A 20118-nucleotide genomic window follows, 5' to 3' on the forward strand; every position below is an offset into this window, starting at 1 on the left:
GCACCTCATTATATACCTGGCTTTATAGAAATATTGTGTTTCGATCTAAAATGGTTTTAATTATGACAGTTCAAATTATAAGATCTGATTGCTTTAGCCAAGTAAATCAATCAAAGAACAAGGCAATAGGGCTTTCAGGAGGCTTTGGATTATTAGTCCGCACAGCAATGCAGTACCAGTTTTAAGGTGTGATAGGAAAGGGGTTTAGCTATTCAGTAAATGTTGCAATAGTCAGCCTAGGCATTGAATTAAAAAATATTCTTTAAAAGAAACAGGGACTAAGCTTATTAACCCCTGTTTAATTAAAATCATTTAAATCTTGAGTTTTTTTAACCCACGACTTACACCATTTTGCAGGGCTGCTTTAACGATTGGCCCAATAAAAGGAAGTCTACCCTTGAACGTAATGGTGTAGTCTAAACGGGTACGGTTATTTCCCAGATCAGTAAACTTCATCACACCTCGGTGGTCTTTTATCGGTGTAATACCCTTGGTAATGGCGTACTCAATCAGTTCATTTTCTTGATAGACCAGATTGGTCTCAACAAATGATGGTGACAGTGGAATTGACATTTTACGGGCAGAGCCGACACCATTACGTGCATCCTCGCCATTCGCTATACGGGTAACTTTAGCTGGCGCAAAGATTTTGCTTAGGTTTTCGTGTTCACTCAAGATGGCAAAGACCTTTTCTACAGGTGCATTAAATTCTTGTATGATTTTGACTTGTTGTGTTTTTAACATTGAGCATTCCCTCTGAATAAAATTGACATGGATGATTGTCAGATTAATGATGTTAGCATCCTTTAATTTTTTAGGGAATTGTAGTCTGTCGGAGTTTTTCTCAATTAGATTTATTCATCATCCATTGCATTGCTATAAAACTTCACATCAATCGTAATGCGGTCACGACCATTGTTCATGCGCCATCGATTGGTGTCGCTGAGTGAATATCTTAGTAATTTGGATCAGTCCAAAAGATGAATAAGCTGATATTTTCTCAGCCTAAGATGAAGTCTTTTCATTTTCCAATGCTGAACACCACAGAATACGTCATCATGAATTTTATTCACTTTTTTGTGAAATTAACTCGTTTTTATTCATGTGATGCTTTCGGTATAAATCCCATCATTCAAGTTTTATCGTAGAATTTAGAGTGGTGAATCACAATGAGCAAAGCGTTTACATTTACGATTAAGCGTATTCGTTTCGATGAAAACTATCGTCCCTCAGACAATACACGTATCACAACCAACTTTGCGAATTTAGCCAGAGGCGAGCGTCGTGAGGAGAACTTGCGCAATACGCTGAAAATGATTGACAATCGTTTCAATGCCTTGGCACATTGGGATAATCCTAAAGCAGACCGTTATTCCGTTGAGCTTGATATCATCTCGGTTGATATTGATGTGGAAGGCAAAGGCGAGACGTTTCCTACGATTGAAATCTTAAAAACCAATATTGTCGATCATAAAACCAATAAACGTATTGAAGGCATTGTTGGCAACAATTTTTCCTCTTATGTACGCGATTATGACTTTAGTGTCTTACTGCCAGCCCATAACAAAGATCAAGCTAAATTTAGTTTGCCAGAAAACTATGGTGAGTTGCATGGCAAAATCTTTAAGTCTTTTTTAAATTCAGACGTTTATAAAGCCAATTTTGCTAAATCACCTGTGATCTGTCTCAGTGTTTCAACCACCAAGACTTATCATCGCACTGCCAATCAACATCCTGTACTTGGTGTGGAATATCAGCAGGACGATTATTCCTTAACTGATGAATATTTCGCAAAAATGGGCTTAAAAGTTCGCTATTTCATGCCGCCAAATAGTGTTGCACCATTGGCATTTTATTTTCGTGGAGACTTGCTGCGTGATTACACTGACCTTGAGTTGATTGGCACCATTAGCACCATGGAAACTTTCCAGAAGATTTATCGCCCTGAAATTTACAATGCCAATTCGGTGGCAGCACAAAGCTATCAACCAAGTTTGAATTATCAGGATTTTTCACTGACTCAAATTGTCTATGATCGTGAAGAACGTAGCCGATTGGCGATTGAACAAGGTAAATGGACTGAACAACATTTTATCAAGCCATACCAAAATATCCTTGAGCAATGGGCTGCGAGCTACACCGATAAAACCGAAGCCGCTTAAATTCACCAATTATAGAAAAGATGATTGATCATGACGAAAATATTATTACCGACTTCAACTGCGGGTAGCTTGCCGAAACCATCTTGGATTGCAGAACCTGAGAAACTTTGGTCACCCTGGAAATTAGAGGGTGATGACCTGATTCAAGGCAAACGTGATGCGTTGCTGGTATCCTTGCAGGAACAACTACATGCAGGCATTGATATTGTCAGTGATGGTGAGCAGACTCGCCAACACTTTGTCACCACATTTATTGAACATCTGCATGGCGTTGATTTTGAAAAACGTGAAACGGTCAGAATTCGTAATCGTTATGATGCCAGTGTCCCGACTGTATTTGAGGCTGTTTCTCGTCAAAAGCCAGTTTTTGTGGAAGATGCCAAGTTTTTACGTCAGCACACCACACAACCGATTAAATGGGCACTTCCTGGCCCAATGACCATGATTGATACGCTGTACGATGCACATTATAAAAGCCGTGAAAAACTGGCTTGGGAATTTGCCAAAATTCTGAATGAAGAAGCCAAAGAGTTGGAAGCGGCAGGTGTGGATATTATCCAGTTTGATGAGCCTGCTTTTAATGTGTTTTTTGATGAGGTGAATGACTGGGGCGTAGCCACTTTGGAACGAGCCATTGAAGGGCTGAAATGCGAAACGGCTGTGCACATTTGCTACGGCTATGGCATCAAAGCCAATACCGACTGGAAAAAGACGCTGGGTTCAGAATGGCGTCAATATGAAGAGGCATTTCCAAAACTGCAACAGTCTAAAATCGACATTGTCTCACTGGAATGTCATAACTCACGTGTACCAATGGATTTGATTGAACTGATTCGTGGCAAAAAAGTCATGGTGGGTGCAATTGATGTAGCAACCAACAGCATTGAAACGCCAGAGCAAGTGGCGGATACATTGCGTAAGGCATTGCAATTTGTTGATGCAGATAAGCTTTATCCATCCACTAACTGTGGTATGACTCCATTATCTCGTGATGTTGCTAGAGGCAAGTTACATGCGTTAAGCGCAGGTGCGGAAATCGTCCGTAAAGAAATCTTGGGCAAATAATTTAGCATTGAAAGCATAATGTAAAAGTGACCTGTTTAATGGGTGTTTAGGATTAAACAGGTTATTTTTATTGGGAATAAAATGATGATTGAAGCAATAGACTTTAGAAATGCAATGTCGTTGTTAAGCAGTGCGGTCAATGTCGTGACCACAGCAGGGGCATCAGGTCGTTATGGTTTTACTGCATCTGCGGTGTGTGGTGTGTCGGATAGTCCTGCGACTTTATTGGTCTGTATGAATAGAGCTGCGAGTTCGCATATTCATTTTATCGAAAATAAAATCCTAAGTGTCAATGTGTTGGCTGAACATCAGCAACATCTTTCTAATGCATTTTCCTCTAAAATCAGTCCAGAAGAGCGCTTTAAACAAGCCATTTGGACAGAACTGGAAACAGGTTCACCGATTTTAACAGATGCTTTAGTTAGCTTTGATTGTGAGATTGAGCAAATTCAGGAAGTGGGCACACATAGTATTTTTATCTGCCGTATTGTTGCAATTCAACAAAGTCAGCAAGAACAAGGCTTGGTTCATTTTAATCGTGCTTATTATCATGTCGGGCATCATGTGTCAGGCAAAACTCGTTCAATCTAACGCTGTATTTAACCTCAAATTTTTAAGCAAGTATCTCTATCGTGGAATTAATCATTTTTTTTGCAATCGGCGCATTGGCTGGATTTGCCGCTGGGCTGTTTGGTGTGGGTGGTGGAACCATCATTGTTCCGATTCTATATATCGTGTTTACCCAAATGGGTTATGACCCTGAAGTGATCATGCATATGGCTTTGGGAACCTCGTTGGCGACCATTATCGTCACCTCGATCAGTTCATTGATGGCACACAATAAAAATGGTGCGGTCATCTGGTCAGTGTTTAAAAATCTGACACCTAGCATGGCGATTGGATCTTTTTTTGGGGCGGGGATTGTAGGATTATTATCTGGCGCACATTTACAATTGATTATTGGCATTTTTGTGATCTGGGTTGCCTATACCATGTTTATGGGTGCAAAAAAGGTCATCGATCAGACGAAACAGCTTCCATCCACTCCTAAACAAGTTATTGCTGGGACAGGAATTGGTGTGGCTTCTGCAATTTTTGGTATTGGAGGAGGAAGTTTAACTGTACCTTATCTCAACCATTATGGTGTGGTTATGCAGAAAGCTGTTGGAACATCAGCCGCATGTGGTTTACCGATTGCCATCGCTGGCGCTTTGGGATTCATGTTTTTTGGAATGAAAGAGCATATTCATGTTCCGAATAGTATTGGCTATGTCCATATTTATGCCTTTCTAGGCATTAGTGTCATGAGTTTTTTTACCGCAAAACTGGGTGCAAAAGCGGCACATGCCTTATCACCAGCCGTGTTGAAAAAATGTTTTGCAGTCATGTTATGTATCGTGGGGTGTTTCTTCATTTTTAAGGGATTACATTGAGATAGATTTATTTGATTCCCGCTGATGAAAAGTCCACTCAGTAATCTGCACCCTTTAAACCTAATTTAAAGGGTGCTTTGCTATGGCTAAATATTCTCATAACTTTTGATACATTCGATGAATAAACTCACCGTCGTATTTATTCCCGCCACCAGCGTGTGTTTGCCTGTGGGGCTTCAAGATTCAGCATTTCGCCCATTTGTGGTGTACACACGACCACATCTTGATGCTCAGCCAATGCCACAATGCGTTCAAATGGATCATCCCAGACATGCAGTGCCAGATCAAAAGTTCCATTATGTATAGGCAAAAGATTTTTGCCTTTTAAGTCCAGATGGGCTTGTAGAGTTTGTTCAGGGTGCATGTGGACATCAGGCCAATCCTGACCGTAAGCCCCTGTTTCGATCAACGTCATATCAAAAGGACCATAGTGTTCCCCAATTTCTTTAAAGCCATTAAAGTAGCCTGTGTCTCCACTAAAGAATATACGCAGGTCATTATCAATAATGACCCATGATGCCCACAAGGTGGCATTGCTATCAGATATGCCACGACCTGAGAAATGGTGTGCGGGTGTCGCCACCAAATGTAGACCGTGAATATGGGTGTCTTGCCACCAGTCCAGTTGCTGGACTTTGTCCGCAGGTACGCCCCATTTGATCAAGGTATCCCCAACACCAAGCGGGGTGATGAAGTGTTCCACCTTATCCATCAGTTGCATGATTGCATCATGGTCAAGATGATCATAATGGTTATGCGACAAGATTACCCCTTTGATGGGTGGTAGCTCGGCAATGCTGATTGGTGGTAGGTGAAAGCGTTTCGGCCCGATCCACTGAAAGGGGGAGGCACGTTTGGAAAATACAGGATCTGTCAGCCAAAATTCACCACCTAACTTTAATAACACAGTTGAATGTCCAAGCCGAAACAGGGAGCGATTAGGTGCGGCAAGTAATTGCTGCTGTGTGAGGGTTTTTACAGGAATGGGCTTATGGGGTACAGTGCCAGCAGGTTTATTAAATGCAAAGCGCCACATAAGTTGCAGGGTTTTCCACAAAGTTGTTTTATGTAGGTTGGGGCTTAGATTCCAGAAGCGTCCATTACGTTTTTGAGAGGATAGTGGAGGTTTATTAATACCCTCTATGTTTTTATAGATCATATTCATCATATTTTACCTTTAACGGGATTGGGGTAGTTGATTTATAAAACTCATCACAGTAGGCAAAAGAGTAAACAGGATGAGATAAATCAGGTATTAATTAAATGAGTAATTAATCACTCATTAATTGGGTTTTAAAAATAAAGACATATGTCTTTATTTAAAAAGATAACTACATTATTGCTACGGCATGCCAAAATGCTTCAAAACCTGACTCACGATAGCTTTCAGCAGACATCGGGTCTTGTACCATAAAATTTATACTTACTTCAGCCATTGCGCCGAATATTGAACCGATAAAAAGCGGGGGATAGTCACGTAAACATCCCTTATCAACTTGATTCTGGATTGATTGGGTTAAGTCACAAAACGATTGCATCCCAATTTGTTTGCTTTGTTCAGTAATTTGTTCAGATGTTGACAGTTGTGCCATAACCTTACGTTTCTGGGGAGCACTGATTCCCCAGTTCAAATAGCTTTGCCAGACATGGTGCATTTGTGCTTTAAGATTGGTATCTGTAGGGTAACCCAACATCATGACATGGCGTAGCTCAGCTTTTAAAGAAAGATAGAGCTGATTCAGCAGTTCTTCCTTACTGTTAAAATAGGTAAATAAGGTTCCCTCTGCAACACCTGCAAGCTTGGCGATCTTTGATGTGGGAGCGCGTTCGCCCATCTCAGCGAGTACTTCGACAGCCGCATTTAAGATAGCATCACGTTTATCATTACTGCGAGGGCGAGCCATAATATAAAAACATAAATGAGTGATTGCTCAATCATAGCTAAAATTAGATAAAGATCAAGAGTATTTTGTAAGGATATTTGGGTTGAGGGGGTAATATAATATTTATATTTCCTATTCAATCCCAGTATTTAGGTTTTGGCGGAGGTGTGGTCACATCAGATTTGGTATAAAGATGATGGGATAACAATGAACTCCATAACTTAATATAGCGGTTAAAGAACTCAGTTGTTTTGGCTGTATGGGCGGTAATGTGCATATCTTCAACCATGCCGCGTAAAACCCATTGCGTTAAAATAATCAGGTCTCCGACATTATCTATGTCAGATTTTGAGGCCAGGTAATGTTCTGCCGCATCTCTGGTGGTTTTGTAGGAAATAATCCATAAATTCTGTAGTTTTGCAGCAAGTTCAGGTTCATGTCTGCTGGCAACCAATAATTCCAGTAATGCAGAAGCTTCAGGAGTTTTTAACAAACTTGCTCCCGCCATAATCAGACTTTCAAGGCGGTCTTCCGAGTTCTCCATTTTTTTGATGATTTTACCCAAAGAAATATAGATTTTTTTGATCAACTGTTCCGCAGTTGCCTCCATCAATGCCGCTTTGGAGGGAAAATGGTGAATAGGTGCGCCTCTTGAAACTTGAGCGGTACTAATGATTTTACTAATTGTGGTGCCCGCATAGCCATCATTGACCAAACATTCTAGCGTTGCCTCAATTAAGCGTTCTCGCATGGCTTCACTACGTTCATGCTGGGTAAGTCTGGGAGCGGCTGATTTCACTGGGTTACACATTTTCAATTGGTTTTTTCGACTATAACAAATGAATAAATGGCCTGACAATATTGGCTTGACGACTTTAATATAGCATGATAAAAACATACCGTACGTCCGTATTGTAAATAAAAAGAAAGGCGTACCATTATTCTTTTAAATGATCTATGGAACTGAACAAAAATGAATACCATGTTGAATGCCGTGCATGTACCTGAACCGCTTAGCCCAATGATTCCCCGTACCTTATTTAGTGCGGAGCATGAGGCTTTCCGCACTACGGCCCGCCGTTTCTTTGAAACCGAAATTGCGCCATTCCATGAAAAATGGGCAGAGCAGCAACATATTGATCGACAACTCTGGAATCGGGCGGGTGAACTTGGCTTATTGTGCTGCACCATGCCAGAACAATATGGTGGTTCAGGCGTTGACCGTCTTTATTCGATGATCTTGATTGAGGAACAGGCACGGGTGGGTGATTCTGCATCAGGTTTTGCACTACATTCTGATATTGTGGCGAACTACATCAATAATTTTGGCAATGAAGAACAAAAACAGGCTTGGCTGCCGAAGATGGCAACTGGTGAAGTGGTTACAGCAATTGCCATGACTGAACCAGGAACTGGATCAGATTTACAGGCCATTCGTACGACTGCAATTGAAGATGGTGATGATTATATTGTCAATGGTTCCAAAATCTTTATTACCAATGGCTATCTGTGTGATATGGCTGTGGTTGCGGTTAAAACGGGAACCAGCGAAAGTGGCGCACAAAATGTCTCTCTCATGATTATTGAGGCAAACCGTGAGGGATTTAGTAAAGGTAAGCCACTTAAAAAGGTGGGTATGCACGGTCAGGATACCTGTGAACTGTTCTTTAATGATGTGCGTGTACCAAAGTCCAATCTGCTAGGTGCGGAGGGCATGGGATTCTTTATGCTGATGAAAGAGTTAGCTTGGGAACGCATGATGATTGGCATTATCTGTGCGGCAAGTGCAGAGAGTGCGTTGGCAACGACTGTTGAATATGTGAAATCTCGTAAAGCCTTTGGTAAACCTGTTGCGACTTTCCAGAACACCCGTTTTAAATTGGCGGAACTCCGTTCAGAAACACAGATTGCCCGTGTATTTGTAGATCGCTGTATGGAACAGATTTTAAAAAATGAACTATCGGTAGAAGCTGCCTGTGCCGCCAAATACTGGGTATCCGATTTAGCCAGCAAGGTTGTGGATGAGTGCGTGCAGTTGCATGGCGGTTACGGCTATATGCTGGAATATCCAATTGCCCGTGCCTATCTGGATATTCGTCCGAACCGAATTTATGGTGGCACCAATGAAATCATGAAAGAGCTGATTTCACGCACCATTTAAAACATGAATTAATTTAAAAAGATAGGAAGAAAAATAACAATGTCGGAATTACGTTTTGATGGACGAGTGGCAATTGTCACAGGTGCGGGTGGTGGTTTAGGGCGACAACATGCGCTGACACTGGCAGCACGAGGCTGTAAGGTGGTGGTTAATGATTTGGGCGGTAGCGCTCATGGTGCTGGTCATTCCTCATCGGCTGCGGATAAGGTGGTGGAGGAAATCCGTGCGATGGGCGGTGAAGCGGTTGCCAATTACGATTCAGTGGAAAATGGTGAGGCAATCGTACAAACCGCTCTCGACCATTTTGGTACAGTGGATATTGTCATCAATAATGCGGGGATTCTGCGTGATGTCAGTTTTGCCAAAATGACTGAGCAGGACTGGGATTTAGTCATGCGGGTACATCTCAACGGCAGTAAAAGTGTTTCCCATGCTGCTTGGCCCATTATGCGTGAAAAGGGTTATGGTCGAATTATCATGACCACGTCTGCGGCAGGTATCTACGGCAATTTTGGTCAGGCCAATTATTGTGCCGCTAAACTGGGAATTTTAGGTCTAGCCAATTGTCTGGCAGAAGAGGGTCGCAGTAAAAATATTTTCGTCAATACCATTGCGCCTTTGGCAGCATCACGTTTGACTGAAACGGTGATGCCTCCTGAGTTACTGGCATTGCTGAAACCAGAGGCGGTCAGTCCTCTGGTGGCATGGTTATGCCATGAAAACTGTAAAGAAACTAAAGGATTGTTTGAAGTCGGTGCAGGCTTTATCGCCAAATTACGCTGGGAGCGTACGGTTGGTCATTCATTTCCCAATAATCGTGAATTTAATGTGGATGACGTGGCGGCACGCTGGAATAAAATCACTGACTTTAATGAATCAACCCATCCAGACAGCACCACCGAATCCTTTACCCCAATTTTAGATGGGATCAACCATCCAAGTTTGGGCGGTAATGAATTTATTGATCTGGATGAAGCAGCTAAGGCAGAACTGGTGCTGGAGTCATCTTACGATGAACGGGACCTGTCCCTGTATGCACTGGGAATTGGTGCAGCACGTGATCCACTGGACAAGTCCGAGTTGAAATATGTGTATGAACTGGGTGAGTTTGCGGCCATTCCAACCTATGGTGCGATGCCGCAACTGAATGCCATGCTGTCTGCTGCCAAAACAGGAACCTTTAGTTTACCTGGCATGAACTTTGGTTTTGATCGCCTGCTGCATGGTGAGCAGTATATGGAGATCAAGCGTCCATTACCTCCACATGCCAAGTTGCGCCATGTATTTAGGTTTAAGGAAGCATTTGATAAAGCACCAAATGCCGTGGTGACCTTTGCGATTTCCACTCAGGATGAGTCAGGTGAGGAAATTGCCTATAACGAAATGACATCCTTTGTACGAGGTGCAGGTGGCTGGGGCGGTGACCGTGGTCCATCAGGTGAGGTGAATACGCCACCAGACCGTGAACCAGATGCGATTATTGAAGAAAAAACTGATGCCAACCAGACTTTGTTGTATCGCCTATCAGGGGACTGGAATCCGTTGCATGCCGATCCTGACTTTGCCAAGGCTTTTGGTTTTGAAAAACCAATCCTGCATGGCATGTGTACTTTCGGCTATTGTGGCCGTCATGTGATCAAGGCGTTTTGTAATAATGATGAGCGTTATTTCAAGAGCATCAAGGTACGTTTTGCCAAGAGTGTATTTCCTGGCGATACGCTGATCACCAAAATGTGGAAAGAGTCGGATAACTGCATTATCTTTGAAACCAGTGTCAAAGAACGCAATGAGGTTGTGATTAAGAATGCTGTGGTTGAACTGTATTCCGAGATTCCAAAAGCGGCAGCGAAGCCAAAAGTGGTGAATCAACAGACCGAAGTGGTTAGCCAAAGCACTGAACCAGACCGTTTAATTGCCAGTGATGTGTTTAAAGTGGTTGCAGATTATGTGGCGCAACATCCTGAACTGGTGGATAAAACCAAAACAGTATTTCTGTTTAAGCTGAAAAATCCTGAATCCGTGTGGACGCTGGACCTGAAAAATGGAAAGGGTGGATGCCAAAAAGGTGAAACTGAAAAAGCTGACGTGACACTGGAAATGAACGAGGAGCATCTGGAAACCGTGGTCACCAGTTCATTGGCTGATGTGCAAAAACTGTTTTTTGGTGGTCAGTTAAAAATTGGCGGTAATGTCATGGCTTCCAATAAACTGACTGTGCTACAGGACATCAATGCAGCACGTTATCAGGAAGTGAAACAGCAACGTCTTGCCAGTGCAGGTGCTACTACAACATCGAATGAACAAGCTGAAACTGCCCAAAATACTGAAATTACATTGGCTGATGTCTTTAACGCTGTGAATGACTATCTCAATGAAAAAGGTGATTTGGCAGAAAAAACCAAAACCACTTTCCAGTTTCGTATCCATAACCCAGATTCAAACTGGTTTATTGACCTGAAAAATGGCAAAGGTGGTGCAGGGGCAGGCGATATTGATAAACCTGACGTGACTTTGGATATGGATGAGCAACATATTCCAACCGTGTTTGGTGGCTCACTGGCTGATGTGCAAAAACTGTTCTTTGGCGGTCAGCTCAAGATTGCGGGCAATGTCATGGCATCAAATAAATTGACCGTGCTACAGGACATGGGACAGCAGCGTGTTGAGGCAGCACGGGATAAGCGTATTGCTTCAGGCACAGTTTCTCAGGCAATAACAGCGAATAGCCCAGAACCTAAAAAACCGATGGATGCAAATGCTGTACTGATTTTTGCAGCATTACAAAAGCAAATTGAACAGATTCCAGTCAAGACAGGATGCATTCAATTTAATATCACTGAACCCGCAGCACAATGGATGGTCGATTTTAAACAGGCAACTGTCATGCAAGGTGAAGCTGACCAAGCCGATGTAACCTTTAGCCTAAGTGATAGCCATTTACTTGAGATTGTACAAGGTAAACGAGATAGCCGTGACCTGTATCAGCATGGTGAGTTACGTATCGATGGTGACATTAAGTTGACCCAGCAACTACAAAACCTGATTGGCTTAATTTAATAAGGATAACAACATGAAACGTCGTGTAAACGTAATCGGGGTCGGGATGACCAAATTCGCCAAGCCAGGTTCAAGTCCAGAATATTATGAAATGGCGCGTGAAGCGGGACAGCTTGCCCTAAAGGATGCAGGCATCAGCTATAACGAAATTGAGCAGGCTTTTGCGGGCTATGTCTATGGTGACTCAACCTGTGGGCAACGTGCCGTGTATGAATTGGGGTTGACAGGGATTCCTGTGGTTAATGTCAATAACAACTGTTCAACTGGTTCAAGTGCTTTGTTCTTGGCACGTCAGGCGATTGAGGGTGGTTTGGCAGAGTGCGTGATTGCCATTGGCTTTGAAAAAATGGAAAAAGGGGCATTGGGTGCAAAATTCAATGACCGTGAAACTCCGATGGGGCAACATGCTCAGGTAATGCTCGATGTGCAGGGCTTTAATTCTGCCCCGCCAGCCGCACAAATGTTTGGTGGTGCTGGGCGTGAATATCGCTGGTTGCACGGCACCAAAAAGGAAACCTTTGGCAAAATCGCTGAAAAAGCCCGTAAACATGCCAGCAACAATCCGTATGCCTTGTTTGGTCAGGTATTGTCACTGGAACAAATCATGGCCTCCGATGAGGTGTTTGATCCATTGACCCGTTTCCAGTGCTGTCCACCGACCTGTGGCGCAGGGGCTGTGATTCTCTGTTCAGATGAATTTGCCAGAAAACATGGGATTAGTAATCCTGTATATATTGCTGCCCAAGCCATGACTACCGATTATGCCAGCAGTTTTGATGAAAAGAGCATGATTAAAATGGTCGGTTATGACATGACCAAAAAAGCTGCTCAGCAGGTCTATGAAATGGCAGGGATTGGGGCAGAAGATGTCGATGTGATTGAGTTGCATGACTGTTTCACTGCCAATGAATTGCTGACTTATGAGGGCTTGGGCCTATGTGCCGAGGGTACGGCAGAACAGTTTATCTGGGATGGTGACAATACCTATGGTGGCAAATATGTCACCAACCCATCAGGTGGTTTGCTGTCCAAGGGACATCCGCTTGGTGCAACAGGCTTGGCACAGTGTACCGAACTGGTGTGGCAACTACGCGGTACAGCCGAAAAACGTCAGGTTGAGAATGCCCGAATTGCCTTGCAGCACAATCTGGGCTTGGGCGGAGCATGTGTGGTGACGATGTATCGTCGGGATTAACAGGTTGTAAGGGCGTTTTATATCTCGGATCGAAAGGGATATAAAACGCTGCGCATTGTAGATAAGGATATTGTCATGGGAATATTGTATAAAAAATGGTTGAAAAAAAACGCCTATCCCGTGTTGTTGCCGACACGGCGGGACATTCAATTTAACTTGCCAGCCGATAAAATCATGAATTGGCATACGGATGCTGGAGATATCTTCACGGCCTTGCTCAATACCTTTTCGATTGTACTGCCCGTTGGCGAACGTTTCTTTATTGATGCAGTACGGGCCCATCGCGACATGATTACCGACCCTGACCTAAAAAAGGCCGTGACCGCATTTATTGGTCAGGAGGCGATGCATGGACGCGAACATGAAGCCTACAATGCGGCATTGTTTGCCTGTAGTCCGATTGCGCCCAAGTTTGAACAACTGGTCAGTGATATTTTTGTGCTGCTAAAAAAATACCTGCCACCCCATATGTGGCTGAGTGGCACGATAGCCCTTGAGCATTTTACTGCCTTACTGGCGGATAGTTTATTAACAGAACCACGTCTTTTTGAAGGGGCTGATCCTGATTTTGAGGCAATCTGGCGTTGGCATGCCCTGGAGGAAACCGAACACAAGGCAGTTGCATTTGATGTCTGGGATACAGTGAAAGGACGGGGTTTAGTGGCGTATGGTGAGCGTAGTCTAGGCTTGGTGATTGCAACAGTGTTATTTTGGGGATTGGTGATTCCCACTTTTTTGATCATGCTCAAGGATGAAAGAAAACTCACTGATTTAAAAGGCTGGCGTAAATTTTACCGCTATACCTTTGGTGATATTGGTGCGTTACGGATTCAGCTCATAAATTATATTGATTATTTTCGCCCTAATTTTCATCCTTGGGATCATGACAATCGCAGGTGTCTTGAACAGATCAATAACCTATATAAATAATGAATTTTCAACAAGTCATTAAATGAGGATAATGCCTAAACATTTTTATGAATGCTTGGGCTATCAAATTATTGGGCAATCCACTTATATGAACGTGGACATCTCCACACTCAGGAAAGCTGCAATAACGATACAGCAAAGGCCTCACTAAAACAGAATTCGTTCAGCCTAAAATAACAACATGGCAACCAAGATAGCACCGATTACCAGTTTTCAGGTTCATGCAACATTTAATATTTATCCCGCAGTGCCACTTTTGTTCAAAAGACCATATTAGCCATAGTAAATTATTGGTGCCTAAAATAAGACTATTACTGGATTTTTTGGGTACAGCAACTGCCCGATAAATTTTAAGGACAGGTCGAAGTGGAGGTTTCTATAAAATTCACATGAAAAAAACTCATGGGTGATATACTTTTTCTCACTTTTTATTATTTCCTGTTTATGACATTTTATTCAGACTAGGAATACCAACCAGTTTACTTGGATAACATGAACACTGCTGAGGAGCATAGTGAAACTCAATATATGATCTTATTTCATCATTATTTTTTATGAGATTTTGAGTAATTCTTAGATATGGAAGTATGGGACAAATTAGGAGTGTCCATGAGAATCAAACCACTGCCACCCATGAATAGCCTGATTGTATTTGAGGCAGCCGCACGCCACCTCAGCTTTACCCAGGCTGCAAATGAACTCAATGTTACCCAAGGCGCGATTAGTCGCCAGATTCGACAGTTGGAAGAATATTTGGGCAAAGAGCTGTTTGTTAGGGCAAATCGCAACATTTCTTTAACGCCTGCTGGCTTGCAGTATTATCACACGATCTATAGTGCCTTGCTGGACGTGGCTCAAGCGACTGCTGAAATAAAGAAATGGCAAGGTGAACATCAGGTTACTGTTGTGACAACCAATGCCATGGCTGCACTTTGGCTGTTACCTAAGGTGGCTACCTTTCAGCAAAATGAAGGAATTGATTTAAGAATATTAACGACAGAGAATATTCTTGATTTGCAAAAAATGGACTGTGACTTGGCCTTATTTTACTGCAAGGTTCCTCCTGTCGGTATGAAAGTCACTCCTTTATTTCCTGAAGAAGTTTTTCCAGTATGCAGTCCAGCTTATCTTGCCCAATTTCAGGAAAAAACGATTGATAATATTTTTGGAAAAAGTTTGCTGTCTCTGGATGAGTCTCAAAAGGATTGGATTAACTGGGCAGAGTGGTTTGCACTGGTGGATTATCCAATGTTTAAACCGAAGAACAGGGTCAATATTAATAATTACCCTTTGTTAATACAGGCCGCCATTAACGGTCAGGGCGTGGCTTTGGCATGGAGCTCTTTGGTTGATGATTATTTACAGAGTGGAGCCTTAGTCCGTCCTGTAGAAACGATATTACGTACTCAGGCAAACTTTTGTATGTTGGAACCATCTGACAGAGGGGTGATTCCTTCAAGCGTAAAACAATTCCGTAGCTGGTTAATGGATCAGTTGCCAGGACAGGTGGGGCAAAAAGGTTTGGGATAATTTAAAACATTCATCAATGGAAATAAAAAACAGGAATCTTTAAGATTCCTGTTTTTGGTTAACAGTTATTTTTTATTCAATTCTTGGTGCTATCCACTGATTCCTTTACGCTCTTGAACTCATCAGGGCGTAAATGTTCAGGCATCATTACCCATGCTTGAGGATCTTGGCGTAAACTTTTAATAAGTGAGGCGCACATCACCATCAACAAAATTGAGATGGGGAAGCCTGCAATCACGCATGCGGTTTTAATGGCAGACAGTCCACCTGCCAATAATAAGCCACCGCTAATGAGTGGGATAATGACAGCCCAAGTCAAACGTATGCCTACAGACGGATTGGTTGAACCATTGGTATCCAGAAAACACAATACCAGTGCCCCTGAGTTGGCGATGGTAATAATGTGGATCGACAGTAACAGGCATAGTAAGGCACTTAAAAAAAGTGTTGTGGTGTGGTTCGATGAAAGATGGTCAAAGAACACAAATACGGCACGGGCAGGGTCTTCTTTCGTTGCTTCAGCAATGGTAACTTCATGTGTGGTTTTCCCTGCTGATGGAGTGGAGGATTGAGTTTTTTTAACAACCACCTCTTGAGTAGCAGGTTGCTGATGGTTGGCTTTTTCAATTTTAAGGGCAGCGCCACCAAATGCGGCAATCCAGATAAAGGTCAGTAAGGTTGGGGCGGCAAGTGAGCCGAGAATAACCTCACGAATGGTACGCCCCCTTGAAATGCGCGCAATGAATAATCCAACAAAAGGTGCCCATGTCATCCACCAAGGCCAATAATATGCTGTCCACCAACTTTGCCATGCTGTGTCTTTCTGAGCATCACTCCATAAACTCATACCCACAATATTTTGTAGATAGTCGCCTAAACCCTCAAAGAAAGCATTAAAAATATAACGGGTTGAGCCAATTAAAATGACGGCAATCACCAGAAAATAAGAGAGAACCATATTTCCTTCAGCGATCATTTTAAAACCCTTACTAATTGCGGAGAGTAAAGATAAAGTTGCAAAAACACCTAAAATAAGCACAAGGACCAATTGGATTTTAACGTCAATATTAATGCCAAAACTATGGTTCAAACCCACATTGAGTTCCAAAATACCCATACTAATGGCTTGGGAGACTCCAAAAGCAGTTAAGACAATTGTCGTGATATCAACAATATTACCAATTGTTCCATAAATTTTATCACCAATGAAAGGATGTAAAACTGAACGGCAAGCCAAAGGTAAATCTTTACGATAGGCAAAATAACCTAAAGCCACGGCAGACAATGAGAATAGTGCCCAAGGATGCAAACCCCAGTGGAAAAAGGTCAGTTGCATTGCCATTCGGGCGGACTCATCAGAGAAGTCCTTGGTAAATGGGTTGTTGGCATAATGGCTAATCGGTTCAGCCACTGACCAGAACATTAGTCCAATCCCCATACCACATGAAAATAACATACAGATCCAGGCGATATTACTATATTCAGGCTTTTCATTATCCTTGCCTAAACGAATATGCCCAAAACGACTCATACATAAATAAATAAGGAAACCGACTAGAAATGTTGCTAAAAAAAGTAAATACCATTTTGCATTGGTTAATAAGGCATTGGAAATCATTCCAAAATATTCACCTGCCTGTTTTTCATAAAAAATACAAAATGCAATGAATAGAAAAAGTAATACCTTTGAAACAATCGTAACCGTTGGATTTAGTCCAGATAGAACTTTTGTTGTTGTACGCATAACTCCTCCTTGGATGCGTTACAAACAGCTAAAACCTTTAGCTGTTGGATGCGATAATACAGAGTAGTAATGAGTACGAAGATCCCTCAACTGATTTATTCTCATTCACCAGTGAGTTTTAATCATGCACATATTGTTTTTAGGCATTTAACTCATCCAATAAAGCATTTTCAGGCTACATGATAAAAACTCATAGATACCTAGCCAAAAAGTCGTTTGTCACTTTGAATCGTGTTTAACACAATCTTTATCAAGCAGCACATGATGCCAACGCATAGTTAATAGCAACGCAGGGAGTTCTGCGTTATTCAAAATAAATGGAGATTATCAGATGAATAGTCAAGTTAGCCAGCAACTGATTACGGTTCAGCAAATCGACAATGTATTAAACCCTATTACTGAATCCAATGGTATGCCAAATATGGCGTATACCAGCGATGCATACTTTAATTTTGAGCGTGACAATATCTTAAGCAAAACCTGGGTATGTGTCGGTTTTGCTTCTGATTTACCTAAAAATAATTATGTGAAACCTGTGGATTTCATGGGCATGCCATTGGTGATGATGCGCAACCGTGATGGTTTGGTTCAGGTTTTCCACAATGTCTGTAGCCATCGTGGCATGCAGCTTGTGCATGATGAGGGAGCCATTGAGGGGGTGATTCGTTGTCCATATCACTCTTGGAGTTATGACCTAAATGGTAACCTGAAAGGCACACCGCATGTTGGCGGAATTGGTCAGCATAAAGATGAACGCTTTAAATGTGAAAAACATGGCCTAAAGGCACTCCGTTCGGCAATCTGGATGGACATGGTTTTTGTCAATATTTCAGGTGATGCAGCATCATTTGAAGAACATATTGCGCCATTGGTGCAGCGCTGGAAACCTTTCCTCGGAGAAAATGGTTTAGACCTGATTCATAGCAGTAAAATTGGTTCACATTTTGAACTTCCAGTAAAAAGTAACTGGAAACTCACGGTCGAAAACTATTGTGAGGCCTATCACTTGCCGTGGGTACATCCTGCATTAAACAGCTATTCAAAACTTGAAGACCACTACAACATCATGTTCGAAGATCGTTTTGCAGGACAGGGCAGTTATAAATACAACCTGTCTGCAACCGCAGGAACGCATTTGCCAAAATTCCCAAGCTGGCCAGAAGACCAGTTACGCCATGCTGAATATGTGGCGGTATTTCCAAATGTACTGTTAGGTATTCAGGCAGATCATGCCTTTGCCATGATGATTGACCCGATTGCACCCGAAAAAACCATTGAAAAACTGCGTTTGTACTATGTTGGCGATGAATCACTAGACCCTAAATATGATGCATGCCGTGCAGCAACGCTGGAATCATGGAAAGTGGTATTTGCTGAAGATGTTTTTGCAGTTGAGACCATGCAAAAAGGCCGTCATTCTCCTGGTTTTGGTGGTGGTGTGTTCTCACCTGAAATGGACTTGCCCACACATTTCTTCCAACAGTGGTTGGCAACCCAAGCTAAAAAGGCATTGGAGGCATAATATGCAGCATTACCTCAATTATGTTGGTGGCCAATGGCTGGATAGTTCCCGCCAATTGCAAGTCATCAACCCTGCGACAGCAGAAGTGTTTGCAACAGTTGCCCAGGCAGGTATTGACGATGCCGATGCCGCTATGGCAGCCGCATGCCGTTGTACCAATAGTGGTGCATTAACCGATGTCCGTCCTGCACAACGCACTGCCTGGATGCTTAAAGCTGCCGCCGCAATCCGTGAATTTACCGAAGAGGGCGCTTTAATCCTTTGTCGTGAGAATGGCAAAAATCTGGATACTGCCCGTGAAGAGTTTGATGAGGCGGCACGTTATTTTGAATATTACGCAGGTATGGCAGATAAGGTCGAAGGTATTTCTGTTCCTTTGGGTAAGGATTACGTTGATTTTACCTCCTATATTCCAATGGGTGTTTCGGTTCAGATCGTACCGTGGAATTTCCCCGTTTCAATTTGTGCCCGTTCACTTGCGCCCGCTTTGGCGGCAGGAAACGCCGTTGTGGTGAAATCGCCAGAAGTCTCACCGTTGGGTATGGTGCTGTTGTTTAGGGCACTTGAAAAAGCTGGCTTTCCACAAGGTGCGATTAACCTGTTGTGCGGTAAAGGTTCAGAAGTCGGTACCCATCTGGTTAAACATCAGTATACCAATCAAATTGTATTTACAGGTTCAGTCCCCACAGGCCAGCGTATTTTAAAAGATGCAGCAGAACGTGCTACGCCATCCGTGATGGAACTGGGTGGAAAATCAGCCGCAATCGCCTTTGCTGATGTTGATTTAGAGCAGTTATTACGCAGTGTCAAAGTGGGTATTTTCTATAACTCTGGACAGGTCTGTTCAGCCATGTCGCGTTTGTTGGTACATCGCAGCCGTTATGACGAGGTGAAAAATGCTGTGGTGGCACTGGCGGAAAGCCTGAGTATTGGGATTGGTGAAGACAATGCTGAGCTGACTCCAGTGGTGTCTAAAGATCAGCAGCAGCAAATACTGGCAATGATCGAGAAAGCACGCCTAGAGGGAGCCAATATTTTAACAGGTGGTACAGCTCCTGAGTTGGCAGGCTATTTTGTTTTACCAACAATTGTTGAGGCAACACCAAATCTATCAATTGCACAGCAGGAAGTGTTTGGGCCTGTCATGGTGATCATGCCATTTGATGATGAAGATGAAGCCGTTGCGATAGCCAATGGCACGGACTTTGGTTTGGTGGCAGGCGTTTTTGGTGAAAATCTTAACCAGACATTACGTGTTGCAAACCGTTTGATTGCAGGTCAGGTATTTATCAATGAATGGTTTGCAGGTGGGATTGAAACCCCATTTGGGGGTGTTGGCCTATCGGGTTTTGGTCGTGAGAAAGGGCAGGAAGCCATCTACAGTTATGTGCAGACCCGCAATATTGGGATTCGTCTGAAACATAACGCATAAATTG

The 20118-nt window shown here is 42.7% G+C and carries 16 protein-coding genes and 1 pseudogene; 11 read left to right on the forward strand and 6 right to left on the reverse strand.

Translation table 11 applies throughout. From position 1 onward, the window contains the following. Positions 1-312: 312 nt before the first annotated feature. Positions 313-744 carry an SRPBCC family protein gene (locus tag N5J47_RS13195; RefSeq protein ID WP_279960724.1) on the reverse strand — a complete coding sequence of 144 codons (432 nt, stop codon included), beginning with the start codon at positions 742-744 and terminating at the stop codon, positions 313-315. A 110-nt stretch (positions 745-854) separates the two neighbouring features. Next, a pseudogene (locus N5J47_RS13200) lies at positions 855-953 on the reverse strand (hypothetical protein); the annotation flags it as partial. Between the two features lie 216 nt (positions 954-1169). Here N5J47_RS13200 and N5J47_RS13205 point away from each other — a divergent pair. The 4 genes from N5J47_RS13205 (at position 1170) to N5J47_RS13220 (ending at position 4660) form a co-directional block, all read left to right on the forward strand. Then, on the forward strand, positions 1170-2162 hold the full coding sequence (locus tag N5J47_RS13205) for a DUF1852 domain-containing protein (protein ID WP_279960723.1): 993 nt from the start codon (positions 1170-1172) through the stop codon (positions 2160-2162). Between the two features lie 30 nt (positions 2163-2192). Continuing rightward, complete coding sequence (locus N5J47_RS13210; RefSeq protein WP_279960722.1) at positions 2193-3227, forward strand: methionine synthase; 1035 nt, start codon at positions 2193-2195, stop codon at positions 3225-3227. A gap of 84 nt (positions 3228-3311) precedes the next feature. Next, positions 3312-3818 (forward strand): flavin reductase family protein, encoded by a 507-nt coding sequence (locus tag N5J47_RS13215; protein ID WP_279960721.1) that lies wholly within the window; start codon positions 3312-3314, stop codon positions 3816-3818. A 41-nt stretch (positions 3819-3859) separates the two neighbouring features. Next, positions 3860-4660 (forward strand): sulfite exporter TauE/SafE family protein, encoded by an 801-nt coding sequence (locus tag N5J47_RS13220; RefSeq protein ID WP_279960720.1) that lies wholly within the window; start codon positions 3860-3862, stop codon positions 4658-4660. Positions 4661-4799: 139 nt separating this feature from the next. On the opposite strand, the gene N5J47_RS13225 is transcribed toward N5J47_RS13220, so the two are convergent. The 3 genes from N5J47_RS13225 to N5J47_RS13235 form a co-directional block, all read right to left on the reverse strand. Then, the gene (locus N5J47_RS13225; RefSeq protein WP_279960745.1) at positions 4800-5819 is read right to left on the reverse strand and encodes an MBL fold metallo-hydrolase; all 1020 of its coding nucleotides are present in this window, start codon (positions 5817-5819) and stop codon (positions 4800-4802) included. 172 nt (positions 5820-5991) lie between these two features. Then, positions 5992-6564 carry a TetR/AcrR family transcriptional regulator gene (locus N5J47_RS13230; protein ID WP_279960719.1) on the reverse strand — a complete coding sequence of 191 codons (573 nt, stop codon included), beginning with the start codon at positions 6562-6564 and terminating at the stop codon, positions 5992-5994. 115 nt (positions 6565-6679) lie between these two features. Then, complete coding sequence (locus N5J47_RS13235; protein ID WP_267979164.1) at positions 6680-7342, reverse strand: TetR/AcrR family transcriptional regulator; 663 nt, start codon at positions 7340-7342, stop codon at positions 6680-6682. A gap of 183 nt (positions 7343-7525) precedes the next feature. On the opposite strand from N5J47_RS13235, the gene N5J47_RS13240 reads away from it, so the two are divergent. The 5 genes from N5J47_RS13240 to N5J47_RS13260 all read left to right on the forward strand — a co-directional run bounded on the left by N5J47_RS13240 (position 7526) and on the right by N5J47_RS13260 (position 15416). Next, positions 7526-8704 (forward strand): acyl-CoA dehydrogenase family protein, encoded by a 1179-nt coding sequence (locus tag N5J47_RS13240; RefSeq protein WP_279960744.1) that lies wholly within the window; start codon positions 7526-7528, stop codon positions 8702-8704. A gap of 39 nt (positions 8705-8743) precedes the next feature. Next, positions 8744-11761, forward strand: a complete 3018-nt coding sequence (locus N5J47_RS13245) for a peroxisomal multifunctional enzyme type 2 (protein ID WP_279960718.1) — start codon at positions 8744-8746, stop codon at positions 11759-11761. 13 nt (positions 11762-11774) lie between these two features. Beyond that, entirely contained in the window at positions 11775-12956 is a 1182-nt protein-coding gene (locus N5J47_RS13250; RefSeq protein ID WP_279960717.1) for a lipid-transfer protein, read from the forward strand. A gap of 75 nt (positions 12957-13031) precedes the next feature. Further along, positions 13032-13886, forward strand: coding sequence for a metal-dependent hydrolase (locus N5J47_RS13255; RefSeq protein ID WP_279960716.1), 855 nt, complete (start codon positions 13032-13034; stop codon positions 13884-13886). A gap of 609 nt (positions 13887-14495) precedes the next feature. Further along, positions 14496-15416, forward strand: a complete 921-nt coding sequence (locus N5J47_RS13260) for a LysR substrate-binding domain-containing protein (protein WP_279960715.1) — start codon at positions 14496-14498, stop codon at positions 15414-15416. Between the two features lie 76 nt (positions 15417-15492). Here N5J47_RS13260 and N5J47_RS13265 read toward each other — a convergent pair whose 3' ends face one another. Continuing rightward, positions 15493-17160 carry a BCCT family transporter gene (locus tag N5J47_RS13265; RefSeq protein ID WP_279960714.1) on the reverse strand — a complete coding sequence of 556 codons (1668 nt, stop codon included), beginning with the start codon at positions 17158-17160 and terminating at the stop codon, positions 15493-15495. A gap of 331 nt (positions 17161-17491) precedes the next feature. Between N5J47_RS13265 and N5J47_RS13270 the strand changes: the two genes are divergently transcribed. Beyond that, positions 17492-18682 carry an aromatic ring-hydroxylating dioxygenase subunit alpha gene (locus N5J47_RS13270; RefSeq protein ID WP_279960713.1) on the forward strand — a complete coding sequence of 397 codons (1191 nt, stop codon included), beginning with the start codon at positions 17492-17494 and terminating at the stop codon, positions 18680-18682. A gap of 1 nt (position 18683) precedes the next feature. Further along, positions 18684-20114 (forward strand): aldehyde dehydrogenase family protein, encoded by a 1431-nt coding sequence (locus N5J47_RS13275; protein ID WP_279960712.1) that lies wholly within the window; start codon positions 18684-18686, stop codon positions 20112-20114. Positions 20115-20118: the final 4 nt, after the last annotated feature.

The organism is Acinetobacter sp. GD03645 (assembly GCF_029845285.1).
Taxonomy (GTDB): Bacteria; Pseudomonadota; Gammaproteobacteria; order Pseudomonadales; family Moraxellaceae; genus Acinetobacter; species Acinetobacter corruptisaponis.